15 protein-coding genes are annotated in these 15,682 nt (G+C 29.1%); 2 read left to right on the top strand and 13 right to left on the bottom strand.

The window, feature by feature from the left end:
* Positions 1-13 precede the first annotated feature (13 nt).
* The 11 genes from ACUSRV_RS14665 to ACUSRV_RS14615 form a co-directional block, all read right to left on the bottom strand.
* Positions 14-718: a YdjY domain-containing protein gene (locus tag ACUSRV_RS14665; protein ID WP_490142715.1), complete on the bottom strand. Its 705-nt coding sequence runs from the start codon at positions 716-718 to the stop codon at positions 14-16.
* Positions 719-902: 184 nt separating this feature from the next.
* Positions 903-1,331 (bottom strand): C-GCAxxG-C-C family protein, encoded by a 429-nt coding sequence (locus ACUSRV_RS14660; RefSeq protein WP_490142714.1) that lies wholly within the window; start codon positions 1,329-1,331, stop codon positions 903-905.
* A gap of 12 nt (positions 1,332-1,343) precedes the next feature.
* The gene (gene arsS / locus ACUSRV_RS14655) at positions 1,344-2,279 is read right to left on the bottom strand and encodes an arsenosugar biosynthesis radical SAM (seleno)protein ArsS (protein WP_490142713.1); all 936 of its coding nucleotides are present in this window, start codon (positions 2,277-2,279) and stop codon (positions 1,344-1,346) included.
* A 346-nt stretch (positions 2,280-2,625) separates the two neighbouring features.
* The gene (locus tag ACUSRV_RS14650; protein ID WP_490142743.1) at positions 2,626-3,738 is read right to left on the bottom strand and encodes a heterodisulfide reductase-related iron-sulfur binding cluster; all 1,113 of its coding nucleotides are present in this window, start codon (positions 3,736-3,738) and stop codon (positions 2,626-2,628) included.
* A 219-nt stretch (positions 3,739-3,957) separates the two neighbouring features.
* A complete protein-coding gene (locus ACUSRV_RS14645) occupies positions 3,958-4,392 on the bottom strand; it encodes a hypothetical protein (protein WP_490142712.1) in 435 nt (144 codons plus the stop codon).
* A gap of 63 nt (positions 4,393-4,455) precedes the next feature.
* Complete coding sequence (locus ACUSRV_RS14640; protein WP_490142711.1) at positions 4,456-5,526, bottom strand: sulfurtransferase; 1,071 nt, start codon at positions 5,524-5,526, stop codon at positions 4,456-4,458.
* Positions 5,527-5,887: 361 nt separating this feature from the next.
* On the bottom strand, positions 5,888-6,640 hold the full coding sequence (locus ACUSRV_RS14635) for an exodeoxyribonuclease III (RefSeq protein ID WP_490142710.1): 753 nt from the start codon (positions 6,638-6,640) through the stop codon (positions 5,888-5,890).
* A 20-nt stretch (positions 6,641-6,660) separates the two neighbouring features.
* Entirely contained in the window at positions 6,661-7,662 is a 1,002-nt protein-coding gene (locus ACUSRV_RS14630) for a phosphotransferase (protein WP_490142709.1), read from the bottom strand.
* Complete coding sequence (locus ACUSRV_RS14625) at positions 7,637-8,347, bottom strand: TIGR04282 family arsenosugar biosynthesis glycosyltransferase (RefSeq protein WP_490142708.1); 711 nt, start codon at positions 8,345-8,347, stop codon at positions 7,637-7,639. The genes ACUSRV_RS14630 and ACUSRV_RS14625 overlap by 26 nt, the downstream gene beginning before the upstream one ends.
* A gap of 1 nt (position 8,348) precedes the next feature.
* Positions 8,349-9,023 carry a TIGR04283 family arsenosugar biosynthesis glycosyltransferase gene (locus ACUSRV_RS14620; protein ID WP_490142707.1) on the bottom strand — a complete coding sequence of 225 codons (675 nt, stop codon included), beginning with the start codon at positions 9,021-9,023 and terminating at the stop codon, positions 8,349-8,351.
* Between the two features lie 11 nt (positions 9,024-9,034).
* Positions 9,035-9,364: a hypothetical protein gene (locus tag ACUSRV_RS14615; RefSeq protein ID WP_490142706.1), complete on the bottom strand. Its 330-nt coding sequence runs from the start codon at positions 9,362-9,364 to the stop codon at positions 9,035-9,037.
* A 219-nt stretch (positions 9,365-9,583) separates the two neighbouring features.
* Here ACUSRV_RS14615 and ACUSRV_RS14610 point away from each other — a divergent pair, with 219 nt between their 5' ends.
* Together ACUSRV_RS14610 and ACUSRV_RS14605 are read left to right on the top strand one after the other, a co-directional pair.
* A complete protein-coding gene (locus ACUSRV_RS14610; protein WP_490142705.1) occupies positions 9,584-10,444 on the top strand; it encodes a nucleoside hydrolase in 861 nt (286 codons plus the stop codon).
* Positions 10,445-10,538: 94 nt separating this feature from the next.
* Positions 10,539-11,570, top strand: a complete 1,032-nt coding sequence (locus tag ACUSRV_RS14605; protein WP_490142704.1) for an alpha-hydroxy-acid oxidizing protein — start codon at positions 10,539-10,541, stop codon at positions 11,568-11,570.
* 118 nt (positions 11,571-11,688) lie between these two features.
* On the opposite strand, the gene ACUSRV_RS14600 is transcribed toward ACUSRV_RS14605, so the two are convergent.
* Both ACUSRV_RS14600 and ACUSRV_RS14595 read right to left on the bottom strand, forming a co-directional pair.
* The gene (locus ACUSRV_RS14600) at positions 11,689-11,883 is read right to left on the bottom strand and encodes a CDIF630_02480 family spore surface protein (RefSeq protein WP_490142703.1); all 195 of its coding nucleotides are present in this window, start codon (positions 11,881-11,883) and stop codon (positions 11,689-11,691) included.
* A 114-nt stretch (positions 11,884-11,997) separates the two neighbouring features.
* A complete protein-coding gene (locus ACUSRV_RS14595; RefSeq protein ID WP_490142702.1) occupies positions 11,998-15,420 on the bottom strand; it encodes a pyruvate carboxylase in 3,423 nt (1,140 codons plus the stop codon).
* Between the last annotated feature and the right edge of the window lie 262 nt (positions 15,421-15,682).

The following is a 15,682-nucleotide window of genomic DNA, read 5'->3' as shown; positions in this document are numbered from 1 at the left end:
AACTTAAGCTAAATTATTTGGCAATTGAATATATTGTAGCTACATAAGTTCCGTCTTCTGGAAGCACATCTTGATTTGCAGTAAATTTAACTTCTTGAGTTTTTTCTACTACACCATTAGTATAAGCAGAGTTAGATATTATACCAACTGGGCAACTATCAAGACAAGATAGGCATCCAGTTTTCTTAGCTTTAGCTCTATCTAAATTTCCTCCAAATTTGAAGGCTATCTTACCTCCAGTGCTATCTTTAATAACTTCATTAACATCATATTCCTTATCAGCACCATTCCAAGTAACCTTTAAATCAATTGATGTCCCTTCAACTTTAGTAGTTGAAGCATTATCAGGAGTCATATTATTTCCTGGCTCAGCTCCTATCTCTATAAGCGCATTATAGAAGTCCTCTGGAGTTGCATATGCAGTAAATACAGACTTAGCTCCATTACTTCCATCTTTAAATACTGAAGCATGACGAGTTGTTTCTGTAAAATACTTACCATTTACTTGGGTAAGTACAGTTATTGTACCAGCTTCTTTATCAACTTTTATAGGATTTTCTAGTGATACACCAGCTATTTCATCAGATGCTTTTGCTTTTTCTTCCTGTTTTTGAGAATTAGCTGAGTCCCCTCCATTATTTTTAGAGCTACATCCAACAAATCCTATCATACTCACACATAATACTGCTGCAATAATTGCTTTTTTCTTAAAGTTCATTACATATTCCTCCTTATTAAAATATCCTCTCATATGTTAATCCTACTTTAGTTTAATGGAAATTTAATTTTCTTTCAAATTGGAAAAATCTATATATTCTTGTCGAATTATAACAAAAACCTATCATAGTACCTTTTTATTTATTTATGATGTCATTTGCCCAAAATGTTCCTGTTGAAATATACTATAGATTTTCTAGAATTTCCACAGTAGTTCTGACAGCATTCGGGCAATAGCTGAATAAAAGTCCTCGCTCCATAATGACTTTGTTGTCCTCTGCCTTGCTCAAATCATAACCTAACATCTCTCTACATACTTCTGATTTATGTAGGACTTTGAATTTCTCATCAAATTCTTTAATTTTTGCTATTGTATTATTTTTCTTTTCCCCATCACCTTCTTGACAGTGTCCATATCTTAGTCCAATGACAACATAGGCACCTAGCACAGCTCCACATGTTTCTGATTTGAAAGTTCCTGCCCCAAAGCTTGCAGATACTTTTCTTGCCATTTCCTTACTGATTCCAAGCTCATTAGCAAAATGGCTAACAACTACTTGCCCGCAGTCAAAACCTTTTTTAAACTCTTCTACTATAAATTCATTTGTTACCATATTGTCCTCCCTCTAAACAATTGCTCCTCCGCAGCTAGAGCCTGATCCAGCGGTACATCCATAACAATGATTTGCAAACACAATCTCTCTATCCAATGCTTCCTCATCCAACAGATCCTGCAGCGTTGCTGGGCCATTGGCAGGTAAGTTTAACATTTGGTTAAAATCACAGTCATAAAGCTTTCCATCGTATCCAACAGAAATTTGATTTCTGCACATGATATTCTTTGCTGCTTCTTCATTATAGTTTTCTTCCAAAAGTTTCACATACTCATCCATCAAATTTTTAGCTTTCAAATCTTGTGCAAAGCGACCAGCCGGAATATTTGTAATTGTGAAAAGATGGTTAAACTTTAAACCATAAATTTCCCCAAGAATTCTTTTATAATCCTTCTCTAGGTCCCCTTGGCATGCTGGTAAAAAGGGTCCCCCTGGATTATACACAAGATTGAGTTCTAAAGATTCATCTACACCATATCCAGCTTCATTCAGCTTTTTTATCACTGCGATACAAGCTGAGAATGTTCCTTCTCCACGCCTAGTATCTGTATTTTCCTTTGTGTAGCAAGGAAGAGATGCCACAAGCTGCACCTTATTTTTAACATAGAAATCAATATAATCTTCATAGCCTTCCTCTTTTAGGATAACTAGGTTGGTTCTTACGATGATGGTGTCAACATAATTTTTTCCATGTTCAATTAAGTATTTTAAGTAAGAATGCATTGTAGGTTCCCCTCCAGTAATATCCAGTACTTTAAAATGAAATTTTTTTAATGACGCTAACACATAGTCTATTGTTTCCTTTGTCATTATCTCTGTTTTATTAGGGCCTGCGTTGACATGACAGTGTGTGCATGTCAAGTTACATTGCTTTCCTAAATTCACTTGCAATGTGTGAATCTGAGCTGTTCTCTTACAAGAGCTATTTATTCTCTCTACAAAATTCATTTATATTTTCCCCCTTTTTTAGATTCCATCATACTCGCCAGGTTTTATAAGAAGTTCTTCTTTCTTACTTCTTTAACATTCAAGAACTAATTATATTATTTAATGGCACTTATACTGTTTCTACATAAAAATCTATATATTACGTATAAAACCACCTAGTAAGGCGCTTTCTATTGTATCATTAGGGACAAAAACTATTCTTTCCCTATATGAAATAGACGCTGGGCTTTCTGTACTCCATAATCTATCAAACCAGATTAAATATTTTTTTGATCATACCGTAGTTGAATTACTTCCACAAACAATTTTCCTATTTGTTTTCTCAATGTCATTTTTATTTTCCTCACTAAGTTGTCTTTATTTTTTTCTTTTTTTTTATTTCTTTTTTACAAGCATATCTATTCATCCAGCTTATTAAAGCACTTCCTGGACTTTCCGGCCATTCAGATTGTGAGTTATATTGTCCTCCAAATATTAAATCTAATATGTGAACTGATTTCTTACCTCCTCTTGCCATTGCTTCTTTACAAGAAGCACAATAAGTTACTATATATTCAGAGTTAACTTCTTCTGTTACCCTATTCATTACTCTTTGTGCTAAATCTGGATTAGCTGGAACTATCATACCGCCAAAACCACAACATTTAGTATTTTCTCTTGAATAACGAAGTTCTTCAACTTCATATCCTAATTCATTCATTATCCATCTTATACCATCGTGGATACTGCTTTCTTCTCTTGTTGGACATGCGTCGTGTATAGCAATAGTTATATCACTGCCTATACCTTTTCCCTTAGCCCCTTCAGGAAGTCCTATTTCAGGTAGTATTTTCCATAATGATCTAACTTTTTGATTAGGGCTATTTTCAGTTATAATGTTATAACAGTTTTGACAGGCAACTATTATTTCATCCGCTTCTAGTTTATCTATTTCAGCTTGTAAGTCAGCATATCTTTCTTTAAAAAGTTCAGTTTGGCCTAATGCCTTAGTTGGTTTTCCACAGCATTTAAGTATCGCAGATGTACCTGGATAAACACGTTGTAAATAATCAAGTATTTGTCCCACTGCTTTTGGATTGTATGATGGTAGTGAACATCCCGGTATAAATACTCTCTTTATATCTGTTTTTCTATTATCACCAACTGATGTATTAAATATCTTAGAAAAACTCAATGTTTGATGCATATCTACAGCTTTATGTCCTGTCATTGGTGACTTACCATTATTTGCTTTAATCATTTCTTTTCTTATATCCATAAATGCGTTCCCAAGCTTAAGGTCCTTTGGGCATACTATTATACATTGATTACACATATTACATGAAAATGGTATTTTAGGATCAACATTTCCTTCTTTATCTAATATATCTCCAAATAAAGGTTTTGGAGATGTGCAAAAATCATTTAACATTACACATTCTTTCATACAGAGCTTACAATCAATGCATCTGTCAGTTATTTCTTTTATTTTATCTTTTAATTTATTTGGGAATATAATCTTTTCTATAGCTAGTCACCTCAATTTATGTAAATATTGTTTGTATTATATCTATATTTTTAATTTCTTACAACTTATCAACTTGCTAAGGATTATGTATTTTATTATAAATGTATATCTTTTTGAAGTTACTTCACTTGTTTAGTTTTAATATTTAATGTTGCTTTGTTATTAAAATAATTATTTTTCATCCTTACACCACATAACTCCTATAAAGGTTTTAATAATCTGAATCAATGTTATCAACCCAAGTATAAAATCTATATAATAAAATGCCCTAATTTCTTTTGTTGAATATATCAGTGTAAATCCTGTAAACAAAAGTACAAGTATAACCATAGTAATACTCATAATGGTTACTATTTTTTTAAAGTTTTTCTTTCTTTTCATATATACTATTAAAACTAATATCATTAATATAATCAGTGCTGTTATAGTAGCATATTGTATATTTATAATGGGATATGTATTTTCCCAAACGTAATTTTTAGATATTACATGTCGTGACATTCCCATCTTCTTTTTGGTAAAGTAATTGAACATATAGGCCACAATTAGTAACGAAATTTCTAATATGGTAGTCAGTATATATAAAATCTTTTTTGTTTTTTCCATATAAATATCAATCCCCTTTGATGAAATTTAAATAAGCACTGCAATTACAGTGCTTATCATAAATTATTTATCTTTTACAGCTTTATCTGTTGGTAGTTTATCTACTGTAGTATATTCTACATTGTCACTATTTGGATCTCCTACTTGTACAGGAAGGTCCTTATTCATTTGCCATTGATACCAGCCACCATCATAAACAGTCATACCTTCCCAGCCTGCATCATAAGCTATTAGCCAAGGAACTGTAGCTCTCCAGCCAGTTCCACAATAAAATGAAAGTTCATTACTTTTAGCAATATCAGAATCTGACCATAACTTTTCCATTTCTTCAGCAGTTATAACAGTTCCATCTTCATTTGTATAATCTTCCATATTATATGGATCACTTCCGGCATGTCCCCAAACTGCACCTTTAGGTTCACCAGCTTTATCTATATATGTATATCCACTTGTTTTACCATCAAATTCATCTTTACTTCTTATACTTACTAAACGGAAATTTGAATCATCCTTTAGCTTCTTTTGAACATCATCTATAGACATCCAATATTCTGGATGTGCTGGAACTGTTGTTCCAAAATCTTTTGCTGGTGTAGCTTTTTCTATTGTAGTTTCTGTTTTATATCCTGCTTTTTCCCATGCATCAAGTCCACCGTCTATAACTTTTACATTTTCAACACCTGCCCAAAGATATGCATATGCTACCCTACTTACCGCTGAAATATCTGTTCCATATAAGATAACATTTTTATCTTTTGTAACTCCTAAATCTAACATACCTTTTTCAACTACTTTAGGCTCTGATATATTCCAAATAGGTTCAGATTCGACACTTGAAGTATCTACATGTAAAGCTCCTGGAAGATGTCCCTTTGTATAAGTTGGACTTTCTTCATAAGTCCCCCATGAAACTTCTAATATAGTATAGTTTTTAGACTCTGGTTGATTTCCATCTATAACACTTTGTACCCAGTCTGATGATACAAATACTTTTTTTGTATCTACTTGCTCTGCCTTTACATTTGACTTTGTGTCAGTTGTTTTTTGAGAATCATCTGAAGTGCTGCTACACCCTACTGCCATTGTTGCTACCATTGTAATACCAACTAATGCACTAATTAATTTTCTTTTCATAATTATCCTCCGTTGTTTTCCCTTAATCTTAAAATATGAGAGCTTGTAGCTAATTTAAATATCACTATGGATTATTTCAATACACATAAAAATTGCTCCCATGAAAATAAATCTAAAAGATTTAAATTTGCAGTAACTTACTTTGAATAATTTTACCATAATTCATATAAATCTCCAATATATATAGAAAGTTCAAATACTGCTGGTTGATATTATTTATTTTTTCTATATATGAAATTATCTATCATTATAAAATTATATAAAAGCAATATGTTCTGTAGATGATACTACAATAGATTTACAGTGCGAATTATCATAATTTATTCTTATAATAAAAAAAATAAGGGATTGTATTAATCCCTTATTTTATCACTAATTCAACTGGACAGTGATCTGATCCTTGTATATGCGAATGAATATCTGCACTCACAAGTCTATCTTTTAATCTATCTGAAACAACAAAGTAGTCTATACGCCACCCTGCATTATTTGCCCTTGCATTAAATCTATAACTCCACCAAGAATATACCCCTTCTTTATCTGGATTAAAATAACGATATGAATCTATAAATCCATTATCTAAAAGCTCTGTAAATTTATTTCTTTCTTCATCTGTAAATCCTGCATTTTTTCTATTGTTTTTAGGATTTTTTAGGTCTATTTCATTGTGGGCAACGTTTAAATCCCCACATATTATTACAGGTTTATTTTTATCTAGTTCTTTTAGATAATTTCTAAAATCATCTTCCCACTTCATTCTATAATCAAGTCTTGCTAGTGCTGATTGTGAATTTGGAGTATATACTGTTACAAAATAAAAATCGTCAAACTCTAAAGTTATAACCCTTCCTTCTTTGTCATGTTCTTCTTTATTTATTCCATAAGTAACATTAATAGGCTTTATTTTTGTAAATATTGCTGTACCTGAGTATCCTTTTTTCTCTGCATAATTCCAGTATTGATAATATCCATCTAATTCTAAATCTATTTGTCCTTCTTGTAATTTACTTTCTTGGATACAAAATATATCTGCATCTACTTCTTTAAAATAATCTAAAAAATTTTTACTAACACAAGCTCTAATCCCATTAACATTCCACGATATTAGTTTCATAGGTTTTTTATCTCCTCTTATTATCCTAGATAAGGCTTTAATATTTTTTCCATAAAGTCTATATCTAAATATTCTTTTATTTTATTATAGGTATCAATATTTCTTATATCCTTATTAAGATCTTGATATTCTAAATATGCACTAGCACACCAAGATAAAGCCCTTAAATACAAATATGGACTGTATATACTTACTCTTTCTCTTATATTTTTATCATGATTTATATTTTTTAGATAAGATTTATAAAATTCATTTATCTCATAATCATTTAGTATATAATTTTGTTTCCATAGTGTAGTTGTTATTGCTAAGAATTGAGTTATATCTTGACATGGATCACTTATAACAGGTTTTTCCCAATCTATTAAATAGCTATTATCTCCTATTATAAAGTTATGAGAATTTACTTCAGTGTTGTTTATAACATGCCATTTATTTTCTATAAAGTATTTTTCTTTATATTTATTTTTTTCACAGTAATTAATAAGCTTATAAAATAAATTTTTAAGTTCATGTTCTACTAAATCACATTTAAAAAAGTCCTTTAACCATCTATTGCCTTCTTTTATTCTATCGCTTAATATATTGCTTTCTACTATGAAGTTATCACTATTAATTTTAGATAAATCTAATGAGTGAATACTTCCAAATATTTTACCAGCATTATTCATATCCTTATTGTATTCAAGAGGTCTTCCATGCAAAAATTCCATTATTAATATTCCATAATCAAAATAATCTTTAGTATCATCTAAATAATAAGCTTTAGGCGTTACCTTACTTATTTCTAGTTTTTTTAAAGCATCATATTCGTATTTTATTTGATTTTCTATTTCTAACTGACTTTTAGTATTTACCCTAAATACATACTTTTTTTCATTGTCATCTATAGTAAAATTAATATTATATTCACCTTGAGCCAAAAACTCTACTTTAAAATTCTCTTTTACCTGTAGTTTATCTCTTAGATTATAATCATTTATATAATTTTTTATATTACCTTTTAATGTATCTTTTAGCATACTCAGTTCCTTCCTTACAGCTTAGTATGAAGTTTGCTGTATTTACAGGCATTATCTTATCTTTGAATTTGTTATTGCATATTTCGTTAAACAAGTGTATTAAGTCATCTTTAGTATCAATATCTATTAACTTATTCGTAAGCCCTACACTTATGTTGTTTTTATTGCATATATCTAATGTTCCTTCAAGTACAGTTTTATATCCCCATTTTAAGTTATTGTCAAATATTAAATCTATTTTACTTTTCATACCTACAAGATAATATCCACCATCTAAAGTAGGCCCTAGACATAGATCATTATAATTTAATTCATCAAAGGCCTTTATTATATTTTCAGGTTGTATATGTGGAATATCACATCCCATTAGCAAAACTTTATTGTGATTTTTAGATAATACATATTTTATAGCATTATCCATTCTATCTCCTAGGTTATCTCCATGTTGTGGAAAACATCTCACATAATCAGGTATTATATCTTCTATTATTTCAAAAGAATCTTCAGGTGTATATGTTAGATATATATCTATATCATTTTTTATATAACGAAGAACCTCGAATATATCTTTTAAAAAACACATGTGTATTTGCGCACATTCTAATCCACTTAAAATACTCATAAGCCTAGTTTTGGTCTTTCCCTCTACAGGGATTCTAGTCATAAGTATCAATGCATTTTTCATTTTACCTAGCCTCCCTGTATATTTTGACTAATTTTTTAGGTGATACTCCTAATGTATATAATATCTTAAGTTTATGCATTAGTAATAAGGTTTTAAGTTCCCCACCTTTTTTAAATCTTCTTGCCGATGTCCCAATAGGAGTATTTATAAGACATGTTTTTCCTTGCTTTTTTATCCTAAGGCTAAATTCCCAATCCTCCATAATTTCAATCTCTGGAAATCCTCCTAATTTTTCAAAAACATCTCTTCTTACAAATATTCCTTGATCTCCGTATATAAGTTTTAAAAACTTACCTCTAATATTTGATGTAACTTGTACAAACTTCATAAATTTTGTATTTAAGTCGTAAAAATATAGATGAAATCCTCCACCTATATATCCTTTATTTATAGCATTTTCTATTTCAATTAACGAATTTTCTTGTATTATAGAATCAGAATGGACAAACCATAATATATTTCCTTTTGCTATTTTTGCTCCAACATTCATTTGTAATGATCTACCCTTTTTAGATTTTACAACCTTTGCATACTTACTTGCTTCTATTACAGTATTATCAGAACTACCTCCATCTACTACTATTAACTCTTTATCTCCATTTAAATTATTTAAATTCTTTATAGTATTTTCAATCGTTTTTTCCTCATTTAATGTAGGTATTATAATAGATATCATATAATCATTCCTTACAAATTAAAGTAAATAGAGTTTTCAAAATCTATTTCAATTTTTACTTTATCTCCTATATTATAACTATTATTTACAGAGCTTATCTTAATATTATTATTTTTAATGTCTGCATTATAATAAATTCTATCTCCAGCATATCTCTTTTTAATAACTATTCCTTCTATATTTGATATATGATTTAAAGGATTTATACTTATTCTTCCTGGAGATATCATAATATTTACATTATTATTTTCATTGTAATTTACCTTGAATTTTCCAAAATCTGTTTTAGGTATATTGTTTTCTATTTTGCCTTTTATGTAATTTTTTCGTCTCCACCACAACCATTTAATCCAATTACTATAAGTATTGTCATTAAAATTGATATAATTTTTTTCTTATATACACTCCTTATCTTCAGTATTTAAATATTATACCTTTTGTTATATATATCATATTTACATAATATAAGTAAATATGATATATATATATTTTTTTGTAATTTTTTGTTAGATTATATACAATTGGCTTATGTGTATATTTCTACCTAGGTAAAGTTATTAATGCATAAAGTTGTATTTGACTGTGATAATACTATGGAAATTTACGGTTGTGATGTAGATGATGGTCTTACGCTTTTATATTTACTTGGAAGAGATGATATTGATATTTTAGGGGTTACTACTACATATGGAAATAACAAGTTAGAAGCAGTTTATGAAAATACAAAAAACATGTTTAATGAACTTAATATAAACCATATCTCCCTTTTAAAAGGAGCACTTAATACTGAAAATAGAAATAGTGAAGCTGCAAGTTTTTTAGTTGAAATAGTTAACAAATCTCCAAATACTATAACTATACTTGCAACAGGCTCTTTAACAAATTTATTAGGAGCATATAATTTAGACAATAATTTTTTTGATAAAGTAAAAGAAATAGTTTTAATGGGAGGAATAGCTAAGCTTCTTATTATAAATAATAAACATTTACCCAAACTTAATTTTTCTTGTGATTCAGAGGCTTCATATAAAATATTTAACTCTGGATGTAAAGTTACTATATTAAATGCTCATATATGCCTCCAAGCTTTCTTTGGAAAAAAAGAATACGAAAGACTAACTAAAAATGACTTACCTATATACAAATATATAAATTCTAAGACTTATCAATGGTTTGAATTTATAATTAATGAGTTTGGAATAGATGGTTTTTATAACTGGGATATAGTAGCAAGCGTGTATATAACAAATCCAGAATTATTTGAAGATAATTTTGTAGATATACATTCTACAGTAGATGATTTAAAAAGTGAACTTATTATAAATTCAAAAAGTCCTAATTCAAATATTAATATGCCTACACTAATAAAGGATGTTGATAAATTTAATAATATAATATTTGAATCATGGAGTAACATATAAAAAATAATTAACCTTTCATATTTTTAAATTATATTTTAAAATAGAATTGTAAGCTTTTGTCTTATACTACTTATCAATAAATGGGGGTTTCTTTATGAATATAAATGAAGTTTTAGAAAATGCTAGAAAGAATATGAAAGATTATTGTAATGTATGTAAAGAATGTAATGGTGTTTGGTGTGCAGGTAAGGTTCCTGGAATGGGTGGATGTGGTACTGGCGATGCTTTCAAAAGAAATTATAGGACTTTAAAAAATGTAAGACTTAAACTAAAAACTATTCACAACGTTAAAAGTCCAGATACAAAAGTCAATATTTTTGGAAAAGAACTGGACTTACCTCTAATGACTGCACCTATAACAGGAGCATCATATAATATGGGTGGATTTTTATCGGAGGAAGAATATGTTAATGCGGCTATATTAGGAAGTTTTAACTCAAACACATTAGGAATGATTGGTGATGGTGCTGATTTAAAACTTTATCAATATGGAATAGATGCTATAAAAAAAGTAAATGGAAATGGTATTGCAATTATAAAACCTAGAGAAAATGAAGATATAATAGAAAGAATAAAAGTAGCTGAAGAAGCCGGTTGTATTGCAGTTGGAATTGATATAGATGGTGCTGGGCTTGTAACTATGACACTTAACAATCAACCAGTAGGGCCTAAATCATTAGATGAATTAAAAGAATTAGTATCATCTACAAATCTTCCATTTATAATAAAAGGTATAATGGACGAAGAAGAAGCAGAGCTTGCATATCAAGCAGGTGCATCTGCTATAGTTGTATCAAATCACGGTGGAAGAATTCTTGATGATACACTAGGAGTTGCAGAAGTTTTACCTAAAATATCTAAAAAACTAAAAGGTAAAATAACTATATTAGCTGATGGTAATGTAAGACAAGGTTTAGATATATTTAAGTATATATCACTAGGTGCTGATGCAGTATTAATTGGAAGACCTATAATATGGGGAGCCTACGGAAATGGTGAAGATGGAGTTAAAGCTACTATAAATAAGTTTAAAAATGAGCTTACTCAAACTATGATTTTAACAGGATCAAAAGATATTTCGTCTATAGATAATAGTAAGATAGTAAACTTTAATAATAATTTTTAAAATTCGCTTCACTCATGTCGCCAATTACCTTGAAGAACAGGCTAGTTTTTCAAGTTCATAGGTTTGAAATTATAATTTCCTTAAATTAAAAAAAGAGGTGTATATACACCTCTTTTTATTATGATAATCTACTTACATTATCTACATAATCTTTAGCTTCTTCTACTCCTATTTCAGATGGTATAGGTGTTTTTGCATGAGGAGCATATCTTTGTATATCTTGCCACCCTGCAGTTGCTTCACTTTGCTTTGGTCTATATGCACGAAGTCTCGCATTATCTTTTCCTGTTAAAGGTTGTAATTTTTTTTCCATTATAGTCACTCCTTTTTGTATTTTAAAGAAAGTAATAAAACTTCTTTCTTAATTCTTATTTTCCCTATTTAGGATGACTATAATTCATGAAGAAAATTTTACTATTTTAATTTTTTATTTCATAGTTATTAAAAGTTGTTTGTCAGAAACCATTTCTTCATTTTTTACATGTATCTCATCTATAACTCCATCTACCTTTGCAACTATTACTGTTTCCATTTTCATTGCTTCAATTATAACAAGTGGCTGATTTTTCTTAACAGATTCGCCTTCTTTTACTATAACCTTAACTACCTTACCAGGAATACTAGCTCCTATTTGTAGTTCATCATTTATATCTGCTTTTTGTACATTTTTAACACTACTTGAGAATGTTTTATCTTCTATTTCTATTTCTCTTAGCATCCCATTTAATTCAAACATCAAAGTTCTGTTTCCATTCTCATTTGCTTTAGTCATATCTATAAACTTAATAGTAAGGACTTTTCCCGGATCTATTTCTACTTCACATTCTTCACCTTTATTTAAACCATAGAAGAAAACATCACTTTCAAGTCTTGATATATCGTGATAAGTATTTAAATGACTTAAATAATCCTCATATACCTTTGGATATAATAAATAACTTATTACATTTCTAATGTTTGCTTTCATGTTAAATTTCTCTTCTAGGTATTTTCTTGTACTTTCAAAGTTCTCTTCTTGTAAAAGTTCTCCTGGTCTTACAGTTATAGGTTCTTCACCTTTTAAAACAACTTCTTGTAAATCCTTTGGTATTCCACCTTCAGGTTGACCTATCATACCTTTAAAATAATCTACTATAGAATCTGGGAATGATAAATTGTTTCCTTTTTCTACTATATTATCTTTATTTAAATCGTTTTTAACCATAAATATTGCTAGATCTCCAACTACTTTTGAAGAAGGAGTAACTTTTATTATATCTCCTAATAAATCATTTGCTACTTTATATGTTTCCTTTACTTCTTTAAATTTATTTCCAAGGCCTAAACTTTCTACCTGAGGTTTTAAGTTAGTATATTGACCTCCTGGTATTTCATATTTATATATTTCTGCAGATGGATTTTTTAAATCACTTTCGAACTTAGAATATATATTTCTTATATCTTTATAGTAATCGCTTATTTCTTGATATCTTTCTACATCTATTTTCGTATCTCTCTTAGTATTTTTTAAAGCCTCAACTAATGAGTTTAATGATGGTTGACTAGTAAGTCCTGACATAGATTCTAGTGCACAGTCTACTATATCAACTCCAGCTTGAGTTGCCATTAAGTAAGTTGCTATACCATTTCCACTAGTATCATGTGTGTGTAAGTGGATAGGAACTTTTACATTTTCTTTTAGTGCTTTAACTAACTCATATGCTGCATATGGTTTTAAAAGTCCAGCCATATCTTTTATTGCTATTATGTGAACTCCTAATCTTTCAAGTTCCATAGCCATATTTACATAATATTCTAAATTGTATTTAGTTTTACTTTTATCTAATATATCACCTGTATAACATATAGTACCTTCAACTATACTATCTGTTTTAAGTGCTGTTTCTATAGAAGGTTTCATATTTTCAACCCAGTTTAATGAGTCAAATATTCTAAATACATCTATACCTTGATTTGCCGATTCTTTTATAAATTCATCAATTATATTATCTGGATAATTTTTGTATCCTACAGCATTAGATGCTCTAAATAGCATTTGGAACAATGTATTTGGTATTTTCTCTCTTAATTGTTGTAATCTTCTCCAAGGAGATTCTTTTAAGAATCTATAAGCTACATCGTAAGTAGCGCCTCCCCACATCTCTAAAGAAAATAAATCATTCATTTGAGAGCTTGTTGCGTCTGCTACCTTAAGTAAATCATTAGTTCTAAGTCTTGTAGCAAGAAGAGATTGATGTGCATCCCTCATAGTTGTATCTGTTATAAGCAACTTATCTTCATTTTTTATATAATCAATAAAACCTTTTGTTCCTAATTTTTTATATAAATCTCTACTTCCTGGCAGTTTTATTTCTGCCTTTGGAACATATATACTATCAAACTGTGGCTTTTCACTACCTTTATTTTCATTTACTATAACATTGCCTATATATTGAAGTAATTTTGTTCCTCTATTTTTATCTTCTATAAATTTAAATAAGCTATCTGTTTCATCTACAAACTTTGTACTGCATTTTCCATCTATAAAATCTGGGTGGTTTAATACATTTACCAAAAATCCTACGTTAGTTTTTACCCCTCTTATTCTATGTTCTTTTATAGAACGTGTCATTTTTCTTATTGCGCCTTCAAATGTTCTATCCCAAGATATAGTTTTTACAAGTAAGCTGTCATAGTAAGGACTAATTGTAGAACCTGCAAATCCATTTCCTCCATCAAGTCTTACCCCAAAACCAGATCCAGTTCTATATACGTTTATCTTTCCAGTATCAGGCATAAAGTTATTTTTAGGATCTTCAGTAGTTATTCTACATTGTATAGAGTATCCATTTATTTTTATATCTTCTTGAGATTTTATATTTATAGCATTACTATCTAAACTATAACCTTGTGCAACTAATATTTGACTTTGAACTATATCTATTCCTGTAATCATTTCTGTTATAGTATGTTCTACTTGTATTCTAGGATTCATCTCTATAAAGTAATAGCTGCCATCATCATCAACTAAAAATTCTAATGTTCCTGCATTTACATATCCGACATGTTTAGCTAATTTAACACCATCATTACATATACTTTCTCTAAGTTTTTCATCTAATGAAAAAGCAGGTGCATATTCAACTATTTTTTGGTGTCTTCTTTGAACAGAACAATCTCTTTCATATAAATGAACAATATTTCCATGTTTATCTCCTAATATTTGTACCTCTATATGTTTAGGATTACTTAGATATTTTTCTACGAATATCATAGCTTTACCAAATGCCTTTTTTGATTCACTACATGCTGTATTAAATTCTACTTCCAATGAATCTTCACTGTGTATTACTCTCATTCCTCTTCCGCCACCGCCATTTGAGGCTTTTAGCATTACAGGGTACCCTATATTTGATGCAACTTTTTTAAGTTCATCTATATTATCTATAGGATAATCAATTCCTGGTATTGTAGGAACGCCAACTTCTTTTGCTATATTTTTAGAATTTATCTTATCTCCCATAGACTCCATTATATTTGCAGATGGTCCTATAAAAGTTATATTGTTTTCTTCACACTTTTTAACAAACTCTGGATTTTCTGATAAAAATCCATATCCAGGATGTATAGCATCTACACCTTTTCTCTTAGCTAAATCTATTATTCCATCTATATCAAGATAGGCATCAAGTGGCCCCTTACCTTCTCCTATTAAATAAGATTCATCTGCCTTAGTTCTAAAAAGACTATATTTATCTTCTTTGCTATATATACCCACACTTCTTATTCCTAATTCTGCACATGCTCTAAAAATTCTAATAGCTATTTCTCCTCTATTAGCAACTAACACTTTTTTGAATTTTCTTTCCACAAAATCACCCCTCATGTCATTAATGTTTATATTAGTATGAATTATATCATCTTTTTTTGAAAAAATGTTGGTTTTTTATAAAGTCCTAACTTAAATAAACAATTAGTATATTATATGTGTTTTTTTAAGATAATATATTAATATCACATAATAAATTAACGATAAAAACGCCTTATCACTTTAATATAAATTTTTTTATCTTTATTTTTTAAAGAAATTCATATAATTAACAGTATATTTTCTTTAAAAAATAAAGTATTTT

This window comes from Sporacetigenium sp. TC11 (assembly GCF_058146105.1).
Note: the sequence above shows the minus strand (reverse complement) of the source record. Positions and strands in the feature narration are given on the sequence as shown.

Bases quoted from the DNA above. Each gene is read 5' to 3' on its own strand.
- ACUSRV_RS14660 (WP_490142714.1), bottom strand. From the start codon at position 1,331: ATGGTAACAAATGAATTTATAGTAGAAGAGTTTAAAAAAGGTTTTGAC.
- ACUSRV_RS14640 (WP_490142711.1), bottom strand. From the start codon at position 5,526: ATGAAAAGAAAATTAATTAGTGCATTAGTTGGTATTACAATGGTAGCA.
- ACUSRV_RS14630 (WP_490142709.1), bottom strand. From the start codon at position 7,662: ATGCTAAAAGATACATTAAAAGGTAATATAAAAAATTATATAAATGAT.
- ACUSRV_RS14665 (WP_490142715.1), bottom strand. From the start codon at position 718: ATGAACTTTAAGAAAAAAGCAATTATTGCAGCAGTATTATGTGTGAGT.
- ACUSRV_RS14605 (WP_490142704.1), top strand. From the start codon at position 10,539: ATGAATATAAATGAAGTTTTAGAAAATGCTAGAAAGAATATGAAAGAT.
- ACUSRV_RS14635 (WP_490142710.1), bottom strand. From the start codon at position 6,640: ATGAAACTAATATCGTGGAATGTTAATGGGATTAGAGCTTGTGTTAGT.
- ACUSRV_RS14645 (WP_490142712.1), bottom strand. From the start codon at position 4,392: ATGGAAAAAACAAAAAAGATTTTATATATACTGACTACCATATTAGAA.
- ACUSRV_RS14600 (WP_490142703.1), bottom strand. From the start codon at position 11,883: ATGGAAAAAAAATTACAACCTTTAACAGGAAAAGATAATGCGAGACTT.
- arsS (WP_490142713.1), bottom strand. From the start codon at position 2,279: ATGAATTTTGTAGAGAGAATAAATAGCTCTTGTAAGAGAACAGCTCAG.
- ACUSRV_RS14625 (WP_490142708.1), bottom strand. From the start codon at position 8,347: ATGAAAAATGCATTGATACTTATGACTAGAATCCCTGTAGAGGGAAAG.
- ACUSRV_RS14620 (WP_490142707.1), bottom strand. From the start codon at position 9,023: ATGATATCTATTATAATACCTACATTAAATGAGGAAAAAACGATTGAA.
- ACUSRV_RS14610 (WP_490142705.1), top strand. From the start codon at position 9,584: ATGCATAAAGTTGTATTTGACTGTGATAATACTATGGAAATTTACGGT.